The organism is Sphingobacterium puteale (assembly GCF_050986225.1).
Classification (GTDB): domain Bacteria; phylum Bacteroidota; class Bacteroidia; order Sphingobacteriales; family Sphingobacteriaceae; genus Sphingobacterium; species Sphingobacterium puteale.
Map to the genome: position 1 here is coordinate 1972427 of NZ_CP158959.1, position 14622 is coordinate 1987048.

General features: G+C 44.3%; 9 protein-coding genes. 6 read left to right on the forward strand and 3 right to left on the reverse strand.

What is annotated here, in order from left to right; all coding sequences use genetic code 11:
* Positions 1–14: 14 nt before the first annotated feature.
* The 3 genes from ABTV71_RS08155 to ABTV71_RS08165 all read right to left on the reverse strand — a co-directional run bounded on the left by ABTV71_RS08155 (position 15) and on the right by ABTV71_RS08165 (position 9078).
* Entirely contained in the window at positions 15–1592 is a 1578-nt protein-coding gene (locus ABTV71_RS08155; RefSeq protein WP_433902851.1) for a RagB/SusD family nutrient uptake outer membrane protein, read from the reverse strand.
* Positions 1593–1610: 18 nt separating this feature from the next.
* Positions 1611–4757 (reverse strand): SusC/RagA family TonB-linked outer membrane protein, encoded by a 3147-nt coding sequence (locus tag ABTV71_RS08160; protein WP_433902852.1) that lies wholly within the window; start codon positions 4755–4757, stop codon positions 1611–1613.
* A 214-nt stretch (positions 4758–4971) separates the two neighbouring features.
* Positions 4972–9078: a hybrid sensor histidine kinase/response regulator transcription factor gene (locus ABTV71_RS08165; RefSeq protein WP_433902853.1), complete on the reverse strand. Its 4107-nt coding sequence runs from the start codon at positions 9076–9078 to the stop codon at positions 4972–4974.
* Positions 9079–9532: 454 nt separating this feature from the next.
* On the opposite strand from ABTV71_RS08165, the gene ABTV71_RS08170 reads away from it, so the two are divergent.
* The 6 genes from ABTV71_RS08170 to arsB all read left to right on the forward strand — a co-directional run bounded on the left by ABTV71_RS08170 (position 9533) and on the right by arsB (position 14381).
* Positions 9533–9697: a hypothetical protein gene (locus ABTV71_RS08170; protein WP_181390454.1), complete on the forward strand. Its 165-nt coding sequence runs from the start codon at positions 9533–9535 to the stop codon at positions 9695–9697.
* Positions 9698–9743: 46 nt separating this feature from the next.
* Positions 9744–11750, forward strand: coding sequence for a BCCT family transporter (locus ABTV71_RS08175; protein ID WP_433902854.1), 2007 nt, complete (start codon positions 9744–9746; stop codon positions 11748–11750).
* Between the two features lie 85 nt (positions 11751–11835).
* A complete protein-coding gene (locus ABTV71_RS08180; RefSeq protein WP_121126860.1) occupies positions 11836–12165 on the forward strand; it encodes an ArsR/SmtB family transcription factor in 330 nt (109 codons plus the stop codon).
* A gap of 57 nt (positions 12166–12222) precedes the next feature.
* On the forward strand, positions 12223–12696 hold the full coding sequence (locus tag ABTV71_RS08185) for a DUF6428 family protein (RefSeq protein WP_165306124.1): 474 nt from the start codon (positions 12223–12225) through the stop codon (positions 12694–12696).
* A 38-nt stretch (positions 12697–12734) separates the two neighbouring features.
* The gene (locus tag ABTV71_RS08190; RefSeq protein WP_108632554.1) at positions 12735–13346 is read left to right on the forward strand and encodes a low molecular weight phosphatase family protein; all 612 of its coding nucleotides are present in this window, start codon (positions 12735–12737) and stop codon (positions 13344–13346) included.
* Between the two features lie 3 nt (positions 13347–13349).
* Entirely contained in the window at positions 13350–14381 is a 1032-nt protein-coding gene (gene arsB / locus ABTV71_RS08195) for an ACR3 family arsenite efflux transporter (protein WP_433902855.1), read from the forward strand.
* The last annotated feature ends 241 nt before the right edge of the window (positions 14382–14622 follow it).

The window sequence follows — 14622 nt, forward strand, 5'->3', positions numbered from 1 at the left end:
TTTTCTTTATAATATTAAGGTTTATAAGGAACGGCGGGTTTGGCCAGCTCTGGATTGTTGACCACCTCTGTCGTCGGGATCGGAAGATATAACTTGTCTTCACTGCTGAGCGTCACGCTGAGATGATCCACCACTGGCTTGCCCACTGAACTATAGGTGCCTCTTTCCTGCGCTTCCACCAGCTGTTTGGCCTTCGTAAATCCTTGGCGTTGAATGTCAAACCAATAATCTCCCTCAAATGCAAATTCTACCCGTCGCTCATGTAATATATTCGCTGGGGTCAATACGGTCAGGTCGCGTGAGGTACCCAGTCCGGCGCGGTGTCTTACGTCATTGACAGCGGCCAGTGCTTTTGCATCCGTACTCTGCGCCTGATCAGCCAATACGGCCTCTGCATAGATCAGTAATACATCGGCGTAGCGCAAGATGTAGGTACAGATGCTCGTAGAGGTACCATTAACATCCTGACCGCCGCCGCCCGGACCGACCACGTATTTCAGCGCATTGGAACGGGTACCTGTTTTTATCTTCCGTGCATTGTCATTTGAGCTTGTCCATGTGGTATCGTAGGTAAAGCCGTTCGGAAAGGCCGAATTCTTCCAGTCATCCCGATGAAACCCCTGCTCCATAATGGACCAGCCTTTGCGCTTATCGCCCACTTCATAGCTGTCCAACAGGTCGATTGACGGGATAATAGCGGACCATCCGGCTCCGGTGGTTTCCTTCAATAATGGCTCGGGACCTACATAGGCCTGGATAGGATTGCCTACACCATATCCTCCTGATGCTACCCATTGTAAGGCAAAGAGGCTCTCGGAATTATTATTGGCACTCTGATCGGTAAACATCTTCCCATAATCGGGATATAGGCTGTATTTTTTAGCATTGATGACCGTTTCCGCCTTCTTTCGCGCATTTTCGTAGTCTTTTAAGTAGAGATACATTTTGGCCATCATGCCCGTAGCCGATAGCTTGGTCACTCGTCCGGGAGTATCGTTATCTTTCAGGTTGGCCTCTGCAAAAGCCATATCATCCAAGGCAAACTTAATGACATCGGCCTGCAGATACCGTGGTGTATTAAAGTTGCCCGTCGTGGCCATTGCGACCGGGTCGGTGACGATGGGAACATCCTTAAAGACTCGGGCTAGATAAAAATATGCGACCGCCCGGATAAACTTTGCTTCCGCAATTCCCTGCGTTAGATAGGAGGGATCTCCGCCTTTGCTCATTTTTTCTTCAAAGGTGTTGATCAGCACGGTGGCGTTTCCTGCTACTTTATAAAAAGAATACCAGGAACGGCTCACCTGTTCGTCGGTTCCGGAGACCGTAAAATTCAAAAAGGTGTTGTAGACGGGATCACCGGTGTACATATTGCCCGACAGCACCTCGCCGATGGCATGGAAGGCTTTATCTTGATAATCATACCATACGGTATTGTACAGATAGCCGGTTGCACCCCTTACTTCCGCATCGGAATTATAATAAGTGTCCAGCGTTGGATTATTCTGTGAAGGCCTGTCTAGAAAACTTTTTTTACAGGATCCCAAAAACAATAGGCCGCCAATTATTGTGTATATCAGTTTTGTCTTCATAATGTCTTGTTCAATGGTTTAAAAAGTTATATTAGCACCGATCGTAAAGGTTCTCGGATTGGGATAATTGCCCAGGTCAATATTCTGCATCAGCGCGTCATTGTTGTAGGAACCTAATTCTGGATCGTATCCACTGTATTTTGTAAAGGTGTAGATATTCTGTCCTGAGATATAAATCCGTGCGGCCTGCATTTTGATTCTATTGATCCAGGCTGTGGGCAAATTATAGCCGAGGGTAATATTTTGTATCCGTAGGTATGAACCATCTTCGACAAAACGGCTCGACACGCGTTTATTATCCTGATGCCACTGATTGTACCGCGGTACCGTTCCATTGGTATTGAACAATTCGGAGTAGCGGTCTGTCAAGGAGGTCTGCAATTGATTCCAGTATACATTGACCGGTGTTTCCAGTGATCTCTTGGTGTAATTCAGGATATCATTACCCTGAGACCCTTGCAGGAAAACAGATAAGTCAAATCCTTTATATTTGAACGAGTTGGTCAATCCGAATGTAAAGTTTGGATTAGGATCTCCTATATAGGTCATGTCTCCATCATTGATGACATTATTGCCGTCGAGATCGCGATATTTGACATCGCCCAGCCATAAGCCTTTTGCACCAATAGCTTGGCCTTGATTCGCATGGTTGTGCAGGTCATCTTCGGAAGTGAACAAACCATCGGATATAAATCCATAAAAGCGGCCAATAGGTCCTCCCGGAACGGTACGGGTCAGGATAACGGCATTGCTATATTCGGTATAACGCATCAGGTCAGCCTGTTCGCTGTTTAGTTTGTCCAGACGGTTTTTATAATGGGATAGCACGAGGTTTGTTTTCCATGTGAAACCATTTTTATTGATATTGGTAGAAGATATACCGATGTCAAATCCGGTGTTTGTCATCCGGCCTGCATTGACATTGGGTGATTTGATATCATTCCATTCTGTCCCTATGCCTGTATATTTGGGCAGCCGGGTTGCCATAAGCATGTCAGAGGTGATCTTTTTATAGATATCGAAGGTGACATCGAGGCGTCCATTGAGGAAACCGGCATCAAATCCACCGTTGTAGGTAGTGACAGATTCCCAGCCGAGTGCCGGATTGCCGACATTGTCGGGTACGCCGCCCGCGCCAAAGGGGCCGGTGGCGAATAGGCGGATATTGGTTGCATAGCTTGCCCCGCCGACATTTGAACTGCCCACAGCTCCGACTCCGGCACGTACTTTCAGGTAATTCAAAACCTTGAGATTTTTGGCAAACTTTTCATTTGTAACCGTCCATCCCACGGAGGCCGCAGGGAAGTAGCCTAGCTTGCGGTCCGGTCCAAAGTTGGAGGAGCCGTCACGTCTCAGTGAGAGGTTAACAGAGTAGCGGTTGTCATAGGCGTAACCGGCCCGCAGGAAATAGGACTCCATGGCCCAGTCTCCTTTGCCTCCTTCGATGACCTGATTTTCCTGTTCGCCTGCTGCAATAGACGGTATATTCAGGGCCAGATTTTGCCGTGAAGCCAATATATTGTCGTAATAGGAGGCCTGGGCTTCATGTCCAATCTGTGCATTGATGTTATGTTGACCAAATGACTGGTTGTAATTCAAATAATTCCTTAATGCCCAATAGTAGCTGGGATTGCGTTGTTCGACGATTTTACTTGGAGCGAGTATTGTCGTCCCACCCGAGGAAAGGGAGGGCTGGAAGGACATGTTATTATCATTTGTAACGTCATAGTTGATCTCATTTCGCATGGTTAAAAACTTGGTGAAAATCAACTCTCCGTAGACACTTCCAAAGGCTTTGAACTGATCGCCTGTATTTTGACGCAGCTGCGCCAATGCCACAGGATTGACGGGGTTCCCAAAAGCATAGCCTCCTATGGATACCGGTGGTGCAAAATCCCCGTTCAGTCCAAAGACCGGGGCGGCTGGACTATTGAAAGCGGCAACGTTGACGATGGCATCAGATCCGTTGGTCAATGTGGTTTTTTGATTGGTGCGGGCGGTACTGCTGCTGATACCGACCTTCAGCCAGCTTTTGATCTGGTGGTCAAGGTTAAACCGCAGGGACAACCTGTCAAATCCGGAGTTGATGATCGTACCGTCCTGTTTAAAGTAATTTAAACCCAAATAATAGGTCGTCTTTTCACTTCCTCCCGAAAAACTTAATTGATGATTCTGCATCTTGCCTTTCTGAAAGATGGCATCTTGCCAGTTGGTCCCTTCTCCCAGGACTTCCGGACGCTGATATTCTCCGATAGGTACATAGGGATTTCCGGTGACGGTACTGATTTCCTGCAATACCTGATTGTTATACTGTGCAAACTGGCTTAAGTTCATCAGATCAAGGCGGGTAGGGACTTTTGATTCGCCATAATACATATCATAGCTTACTTTTCCTTCACCGGCTTTTCCGCGTTTTGTGGTAATCAGTACTACGCCATTGGCGCCACGTGAACCATAGATGGCCTGCGCGGAAGCATCCTTGAGGATGTCTATTTTTTCAATATCATTGGGGTTAATCCCTGCAATTCCACTTTGGGAGGTAGATCCGGCCATTCCGCCAAGTTTATCCTGTGCAATGGAACTCTTTCCGGTAGGGACAATAATACCGTCTATCACATAGAGCGGTTCGTTTCCATTGATGGAAGTCAGCCCCCTTACGCGTACGGATATTCCTCCGCCGGGCTGGCCACCATTGGCCGACACACTTACCCCGGCGACTTTCCCCTGCAGCATTTGATCGGCACCTGCAACTGGCAGGTCCTTTATGGCTTCTGCACTTACGGAAGAGATCGAAGAGGTGACGTCGGCACGCCTCATGGTGCCGTAGCCCACCACGACGACATCTTCTAGCTGCGTAGCAGCGGCAGTCAGGGTGACATTGACCAATGCCTGATTTCCGACAGGTACTTGGGATGTCTGCATACCGATATAGGAGAATATCAGTACGTCTGTGGGAGCAGCATTGATCTGATAATGACCGAAGCGATCGGTCACAGCGGTGGCCGTCCCGTCTTTTACTTTGACCGACACGCCGGACAATACCAAACCTGACTCATTCTTGACGATGCCATCCACTTTTTTATTTGCAACCTGCGCCGTTAGCAAGGCAGGCGCACTCACAAGCCAGACCAGACCGATCGGCTTAGATAATAACTTTGAGATCATATAAAATTGGTTATTTAAATTTTTGATAAAATAATTGGCGTACAGATCTGATCATGTACAATACTGTTTACGTTTTTTTCCCATTCACACTATAATTAGTTATGCCTTAAGCTGCCCGACCGGACGCCAGACTGTCAATAGGCAATATTAGACTTAAATGTGAAAAATGTAATTATCACTGCGTGCCAAAAGCATATCAGCGAATGCTAAAAAGTTAATTATTTTGCTTTTCAGCCCATTCAAGGTAGTTTTTGGGGCTCATCCCAAAATATTTGGAAAATGACCTGCTAAAATTTGAGGGTTCTGAGAAACCGACCCTATAGGCGATTTCGGCTATGGTGTATTTACCTGTGAGCAGCATATTGCGGGCGTGTTTGAGACTGACGCCCAATATGTATTCCTGTACGCCCTGATTTGTCAGGGCTTTTATCTTGCGGTATAGCTGGCGTCTGCTCATATGAAGCAGCTCAGCTAACAGATCAACATTAAATCCTTTATTGTTCAGATTTTCTTCCACCAGATGTTCTACTTTCTGCAAAAAGTCACGGTCGATCGCGCCAAGGCTGTTCAGCTCCGGTAATTTGCCGGAGGTATCCTGTCTGTGTGTGCTGTCAAATAGCTCCCGTAATTTTCTTCTTGAAAGGAGCAGGTTAGTGATGCGTGCAATCAATAGATCCATCGCAAAGGGCTTTGGAATGTAGGCATCCGCACCATGTGTATACCCTTCGATCTTATTGTCGTCGGTCTGCTTGGCCGTCAGTAAAACAATCGGAATGTGGCTGGTGCGTTCATCGGCTTTGAGTTCCTGACAGACCTGCAAACCATTCATTTTGGGCATCATAATATCGCTGACTACCAGGTCAGGGACGGACTGTCTGGCGAGTTCCAACCCGTCAAGTCCGTTGGTGGCGCTCAGAATTTCAAAATATGCCGACAGCTCGTGCCGGATATAGGCCTGTAGGTCGGGATTATCCTCTATCAACAGCACGATCGGCCGGTCTTCTTTCAGATGAGTATCTGTTTCGATAGCCTGTATCTGTTCTGTTTCCTGACGGAACAGGGGCGACAGCAATTCTTCATACCGCGCGACAAAAGCATCATCCTTATCCTGCAATATTGTACCTTGGGTAGATAGATGGATGGTAAAGTCCGAGCCCCGGCCGACCTCGCTTTGAACGGTTATTTTACCGCCGTGCAATTCGACAAGCTCCTTGGTCAAAGCCAGACCGATGCCGGATGACTTGTTTTCATAAGGATGTACCCCATCTATTTTGTAGAATATTTCAAAAATACGTTCCCTGTCCGATTCCGGAATTCCAATGCCATTATCGATGACGTGGATTTCGACGACAGTTTCGCTTCGTTCTACCGCAACTTCGATCTTTCCTCCGTTCGGTGTAAATTTAAATGCATTGGAAAGCAGATTGGAAAGAATTTTCTCAAACTTATCTTCATCAATGGAAAGCCGTATTACTGGGCTGGCATAGCGGGTAGAAAAGTCTATTTCCCGTACCTGGGCCCGTTCCTTAAAAGCTTCGCATATCTCGTTGATCACTTCGACCACGTTTACGGTATGCGCTTTGAATGACGCAGCACCGTTTTCCAGCCGTCTAAAATCCAGCAGCTGGTTGACCAGGTTGAGCAAGCGGTCTGCATTTTTGTACACGAGCCTGCTGTAGGCCTTCACCTGATCCATGCTGATGTCCTGATGGATGATTTTTCGAAGCGGATCCAGGATCAATGAAAGGGGAGTACGTAACTCATGTGAGATATTGGTGAAGAAATTGACCTTTATCGCATTGATCTCTTCATTCTTTTTTGCAGCTAATCGCTCTAAAAGCACATCATTTTTGAGCTTTTCCCTTGATTTTATTTCCAGAAAAAGTAGGTAGAGTGTCATAGCGGTTATCAGCCCATACAGGCAATATGCCCAGCCAGTTCGCCAAAAAGGGGGAGCAACGACAATTTTCAATATCGCCTCCTTGGAGTTCCATATTCCATCGCTGTTGGCCGCCCTTACTTTAAATGTATATGTGCCCGCATCCAGATTGGTGTAGGTAGCTCTTCGGTTATTGCCTACATAGTTCCACTCTTTGTCAAACCCTTCCAGTAGATAAGCATATTGATTCTGTTCGGGAATGGTGTACCCGAGCGCCGCAAATTCAATGGTGAATACAGTTTGATCATAGTCCAGCACCAGTTCTTTGGTCTCGTTGATATTGCGCGTCAGTGGAGAGTTTTCGGCTCCTATCACAACAGGTCTGTTAAATAGCTGGAAATCGGTAAATATGACCGGAGGGGCATGTACATTTCGCCGGATATTAGCCATATGAAGAACATTAAATCCGTTGTTGCCACCAAACAGAATTTCCCCTTTGCTCGTTTTGAGATCTGCGCCTGCGAGGAATTCTTTTCCTTGTAATCCATTATAGCGGTTATAGTTTGAAAAAGTATGCTGATCCAGACTGTACTGGCTTACCCCATTGTTCGTGCTGATCCATAGATGTCTATTATTGTCTTCAACAATACTGTTGATCACATTGCTGGGCAGGCCCTGTTCTTCACGATAATTGACAAATGTCTTGCGCTGTCTATCAAAACGGTGTAAGCCCCCGTCAATCGTACCGATCCAGATGTTGCGGTCAGAATCGCCATAAATGGTATTGATGATATCACTCTGGAGATTACTGTTTGCTCTGTTGTAACAGGTGAAACGGTTGTCCGCCGGATGATAGATATTGATGCCACCGCCATAGGTTGCGATCCACATATCGCCATTGTCATCTTCATAAAATGCCCGAATATAGTTGTTATTTAGTGCATGGGCCTGTCCATCGGCTCGATGTTTCCTGATCTCCGGTGTATTTTTCTGTATAATGTTGACTCCGCCGCCATTGGTTCCAAGCCAAATATTACCCTGTCGATCTTCTGTCAGTGCATAAATCGTATTGTTGCTCAACTGGAGGGGTCCCTTACCACTATAGAAATGGCTAAATGTACCTGTGCTCAGGTCCAGTTTTTTAAGCCCGCGTTCATAGGTTCCGATCCATAGACTTTTTTTATCTCTTGTCGTCAGTAAAGAGAGTACGGAGAATGAATTTAATCCCATTTTATCATTGGGATCCCAGTGGATAAATTCATTTGTTGCCCGTTTCCAAAGATTGAGTGATCCGCCGTCCGAACCCACCCATATATCTCCGTCAGCTTGTTCGGCGAATGAAGTAATGGTGCTTGTACTCTGACCTGATGTGACGTGAAAATTTTTAAAAACCTGGAAATAAGTATGATTCAGGTCATATTTATTGATCCCTCCGGCAAATGTTCCTATCCATAGGATCCCTTCCTTGTCCAATAAAAGCGCGTATATCGAATTATGGTTCAGGCTTTCCTCGTCGGCGAAATTGTTCTGATAATGTGTGAAATGTCCGGTTTGGCAATCGAATAATTCTAATGCTTCTTCGGTGCCTACCCAGAGTTTATGCTCACCGCCGGGAACGATTGAAAGTACAACATTATTGCTTATTGCTTTGCTGTTGCCTTGTTCTTTTCTGTAAGTGGTAAATGTATTGGTACGGTAATCAAACCGGTTCAAGCCACCATACGTCCCTACCCATAAATACCCGTCTCCATCCTGTGTTATTACATTGATCTTGTTATTGCTCAGTGCGCCCCGGGCGCCTGTAGAAGTGAAATAAGTGCTGCGCTGGGTTTCTTTGTTCAATAGGATAAGGCCGTTTTCCGTTCCTACCCATAGATTTCGCCTGTCATCTTCAAATATGGAAGTAACAACAGCTGTGATAGCACGCCCCTTGGTATCTCTGAACTGGTAGCGGGTCAGATGGCCTGTCTTTTTGTCCATTGAACAGAGATCGGCATAAGTCCCTACCCAAAAGTTTCCTTTGCTATCTTCCAGAATGGCATTGACGCTCACATCAATGCTGTTATTTCCGATTTGGGGTTTTATGACATGCTCAAAAGAATCATTGTCCCGATCATAACGGGCCAAGCCGCCACCCATTGTCCCGATCCAAAGTTCGCCATGTGGGTCTTCGTACAGTGATTTTATCTGGTTGTTAGGAAGACTTTTCTTATTGTTTTGTTTGGTTCTATAGATTTTAAACTGGTAACCGTCATATTTATTGAGGCCATCCATGGTACCAAACCACATAAAGCCATATTTATCTTTTAGGATGCAGGTGACGGTGCTTTGTGATAGGCCCTCCGCTGTGGTCAAATGGCTGAAACGAGCAATGGGTATGGTTTGTGCAGTTAGTTGTATGGTGATCAGACAAGCTATCAGAAAACATAAACATCGCTGCATTATATTGATTTTATCCACGCAATTTCGAATAATCGGTTGTAGGGCTGAAATTACTATTTATTTTGTGCCGAAAAAACTTTAAGTTAATTTTATCTCAAGCCCATTTATTCGGGCAGCAAACATGACTATCGTGAGGAGGATCTGCAAGAGGCGATCACGCAGCGTACCGGTAGGGGATTGATTAAGCATTATTGTCCAAAGGCTGAACTTCTGTTAAACAAAGACCGGCTTTGTTTATTCGCTAAGGTATCTGTCTACAAATGTTGCACAACAATATTATAAGAATTCTGAGTCAGCATAAGAGCGGATTATACCATCATGAATTTCATTTTTTTGTGAACAATCGGGTTTTCCAATTGTTAAAAATGTAAATAAAATACTTTTTATTTGAAATAAAATTAAAATTTAACGATATTAATTCCTTTGCCTTACATTTTTAATAAAATTCGTGCTTATGAACAACTTAGAATTAAACGAAGTCCAACAACATTGGGATAGATTTATCTCCTCAGCCATTGCTTGGGCTCCTCGTATTATTACTGCCGTACTTTCTGCTTTACTTATTTATTTGGTAGGTTCATGGTCCGGAGTAATTCATAGAAGTAATTTAACAGCGTAGATCAACCTTGGATCTACGCTTTCTCATTTATATAAAATAAAATCGAGTGATCTTTTCCAAATCGACTTTTAATAAAGGTATTGTTATCCCTAGCTTGATCTTTATCATAGGGGTATGCCTGTTATCTGTGTTTCTGCCTACGTTGACTGTACGTCTGTTAGATACGGTCAAGGAATTTATTTTTGTTAACCTCAATTGGGTCTACGTCTGGGCTGTGACGCTGTTTGTTATCTTTCTGGTCTATCTGATGTTTAGCAAATTTGGAAAGACGAAGCTGGGTAGCAACGATAGTAAACCGGAATACTCGTTCTTCTCCTGGATTTCAATGCTATTCGCAGCGGGTATGGGTATCGGATTAATGTATTTTAGTGTAGCCGAGCCCATGCAGCATTATTCGACCGATGTCTTTGCAGCAAATCACTATATTAATCGCGCTAAAAATGCACAGCTGTATACGTTCTTTCACTGGGGTATCCATGCCTGGGCTATTTATGGCGTGGTAGGATTGGCTTTATCATACTTTGCCTACCGCTATCGACTACCGCTTTCACTTCGCAGCTGTTTTTATCCGCTCTTAAAGAACAAGATCAATGGAAAAATGGGCAATGCCATTGATGTATTTGCGCTGTGCAGTACTTTCTTTGGTATTACCACGACCTTAGGATTTGGCGTGGTACAGGTGAATGCAGGCCTACAGACCTTGGGAATTGTGGCCGAGAGCAGTTTTACCTACCAGATCATTATTGTGGGGATCTTGACCCTGCTCTCAATTATATCCGCAACTTCAGGGGTGGATAAAGGCGTAAAGCTATTGAGTAGCATCAATGTCATTGCAGTGGTCGTGCTTTTATTGTTTGTGCTCTTTCTCGGGCCGACTGTTTATCTTATCGGAAGTTTTACAGAGGGGATCGGAAATTATATCAACAATTTTTTCGGTCTGACTTTCGATACACATGTTTATGACGAGGCCACCTTACCCTGGTTTTACAATTGGACGATTCTCTATTGGGCCTGGTGGATATCCTGGTCACCCTATGTGGGCCTGTTTATTGCTAAAATTTCAAAAGGGCGTACCATTCGCGAATTTGTCGCTGCCGTGCTGATTATCCCGACTTTATTTAATTTCATATGGATGTCTGTTTTTGGCAATAGTGCAATCTGGTTTGACATCAACATTGCAAAGGGTGCTTTGAGTGCTTTGGCAGATAATCCCGATGCATTGATGTTCAAGTTTTTGGATTTTCTGCCACTCTCTGAGCTGGTTAGTTACCTGGTCATTCTGATCATCGTCATATTTTTTGTAACCTCTGCAGATTCAGGAATACTCGTGATGAACAGTATCGCGACCAAGAATGCAGCCAGATCGCCCAAATGGCAGATGGTTTTTTGGGGAGCGCTACTGGCTATCCTGGCCCTGATGCTACTAAATACCGGGGGCTTGCAGGCCTTGCAGACCATGACGCTTATTACAGCTTTACCATTTTCTATGATTATGCTACTTTTCTGTGTCAGCTTGGTCAAAGCTCTTGTTATAGACCGCAGCTATTATGATCGGGATTTTTCGGTAAGCACTGTCCCTTGGTCGGGAGAATTTTGGAAGGACCGCTTAAAACAGATCATTTCGTTCAAAAGCAGTGCATCTGTTGATCAATTTATCGATACGACGGTAAAGCTAGCATTCGAAGAACTTCAGTCAGAATTTAAACAGAATGGGATCGAAGCGAAGGTCAAAAAAGTAGATAGTCCGGACACTATTGAAATTGAAATCCGCTACGATGTGGTCAATAACTTTATATATGGTGTAAAGAACCAGGTAAAAGTAGTTTCGGATTATGTCATGGAAGAGGATAATCTACCCGATCTCGAAGACAAGAAAACTTATTTCCCAAAATCTTATTTTGGAGATGCCCGTGAGGGATATGATGTGCAGTATTTTACCAAGAATGAGCTGATCAGTGATGTGCTCAAACACTATGAACGCTTTTTGGAAATTATTTCCGAAGAGAAGAATGAAATGTTTATCAGCAGCAATGCAAATAAAAATTTAAGATGAAGGTCCAAAAGCGCACTGGTAAAGGATAATAAATATTTGCACATTAGAAATATATATCGTAATATTGCGATATGATAAAATTGTAATGGGAATAACAAGGACAGAAATATACAGTGCTGAACACAACAAGCTGGGCTCGATGCTTAAAATACTTGGTCATCCTGCAAGAATTGCCATCCTCCAGTATATTATAGATCAGAAAACCTGTATCTGTAATGACTTGGTTGAGGAGTTGGGGCTTGCCCAGGCAACGATCTCCCAGCACTTAAAAGAACTTAAAAATATTGGCGTCATTCAGGGAACGATTGAAGGAAAGTCCGTCTGTTATTGCATTGACGAAAAAATCTGGAAAGAATTTCAAAAGCAGTTCAATTTGTTCTTTGACCAGGATGTCTGCGCCAGGAAATGCTGTTAGGCATTTTTTTTTATAATATCATCGTAAAATAGCAATATAACATTTAATTATAGGGTCATGAAACTATCAGAAATCAAGGAAATCCTACAGGGATTAGAAAATGTAGCGTTTAAGCTGGAAGATGGTACATTTGTACCGGAGTACTTCCACGTAACCGAAGTTGGTCAGATCACCAAAAACTTCATTGACTGTGGCGGAGTGATCCGTAAAGAAAAGTCTGTCAATTTTCAGCTATGGAATGCGGACGATTACGAACATCGTCTAAAACCCGGAAAACTATTAAATATCATCAAACTTTCGGAAGAAAAGCTGGGGCTTGAAGACGGCGACATCGAGGTAGAATACCAAAGTGGTACGATCGGAAAATATGACCTCGGCTTTGACGGAAAGACATTTGTGCTGAAAAATAAGACCACGACATGCCTGGCGCAGGATGCCTGTGGGATCCCTGCTGAAAAACAAAAGATAAACCTCGTACAGCTTGGTGTCAATCCCGGTTCTTCATGTACCCCCGGAAGTGGCTGTTGCTAAAAATCGCGGTACAAAAGAAAAAATTAAGTCGAGAAAACATGAACGATAACATACTAAAAACAATAGGAGGATTTTCGGCTGAAAATGTGCCAGCGGAAAGGAAGATATGCCTACAACCCTTAATAGCCTATTTAAATGAGAAAGTGGACAATGGGGAACGTATCCGTTTAAATTTCATCTGTACCCACAATAGCCGCAGGAGCCACCTCTCGCAGGTATGGGCACAAACCATGGCCTACCATTTTGGATTGAAAGATCTGTTCTGCTATTCTGGCGGAACGGAAGCCACGGCGATGTTCCCGAAGGTCGCAGAAACACTCGCCAGCCAGGGTTTTGAGATCCTCCAATTGGCGGAGGGCAGCAATCCCGTCTATGCTGTTAAGTATGCCTTAAATGAACCGCCGATCATGTGCTTTTCAAAAGTTTACGACAACAGGTTCAATCCGGCGAGCGGATTTGGAGCTATCATGACATGCAGTAATGCCGATGAAGGGTGCCCCCTGGTGATGGGTGCCGAGGCAAGATTTTCTATAAAATATGAAGATCCAAAGATTTCGGATGGTACGCCCGAACAGACAGCAGTTTACCGGCAACGGAGCCTGGAGATTGCCCGCGAGATGTTCTACGTCTTTTCACAGATCAAAAAGTAACCTATGCAGCCAAAACTAAAATTTCTTGACCGCTATCTTACCCTATGGATATTTCTTGCTATGGCAATCGGCGTTGGGATAGGTCATTATTTTCCGGGAATAGCTCATGTTACGAACTCCCTTTCCGTTGGGACAACCAATATTCCGCTGGCAATCGGTTTGATCCTGATGATGTACCCGCCACTTGCAAAGGTGGACTACTCGATTCTCCCGTTAGCGGTTAAGGATAAAAAGGCTATTGGCATTTCACTTTTACTTAACTGGGTCATCGGCCCAGTCCTTATGTTTGCACTGGCGGTTATTTTTTTACGGAATGAGCCTGACTATATGGTCGGATTGATCCTTATCGGACTGGCAAGGTGCATCGCTATGGTGATTGTCTGGAATGACCTGGCAAAGGGGAACAGGGAATATGCGGCCCTGCTAATAGCGCTGAACAGTATCTTTCAGGTTTTCACCTACAGCTTTATGGTCTGGTTGTTTATCAATATCCTGCCCAGTAAGTTGGGGTTGGCTGATTTCGACGTAAGTGTATCGATAAAGGATGTGACGCAAAGTGTTCTGATCTATCTTGGAATTCCCTTTTTGGCTGGATTTGTAAGCCGATATATACTGATCAGTATACATGGAAAAGAATGGTTCAACAGGAAGTTTATACCTAAGGTTTCACCTGTCACGTTATATGCATTACTCTTTACCATCGTGTTGATGTTCAGTCTCAAAGGTGGTAAAATATTGGAACTACCTATGGATGTTGTTAAAGTGGCCATCCCCTTGGTGATCTATTTTGTATTCATGTTTTTTCTCAGCTTTTTTATCAATCGATCGATGAATGTTCCTTATGAAAAGAATGCTTCTATTGCTTTTACTGCAACGGGAAATAATTTTGAACTGGCCATAGCCGTTGCTATAGCTGTATTCGGAATACATTCTCCGCAGGCTTTTGTAGGGGTTATCGGTCCGCTGGTGGAAGTGCCTGTCCTGATATTATTGGTAAGGGCAAGTTTATGGTTAAAGAATAGGTATTATAGTTGATCCTGTAACCGGAGCAAAAATTGTTGTAAGCAGAACAACGGTGTCGAACAGCTCGGCAGCTGCCATATTCCGACGACTATCAGTACTTGCAGAATAGGTTAAACTATTGTGCGCGTATCCGTCTACCGAGTAGTAAATCACGAGCTATCCAGTAGTCTACAGGCTGAAGGTTATTATCAGGAACTTAAATCAGGGATCAGTAAAGGTATGGTTTTAACCGACGCTTTGATCTAGCTCTTTT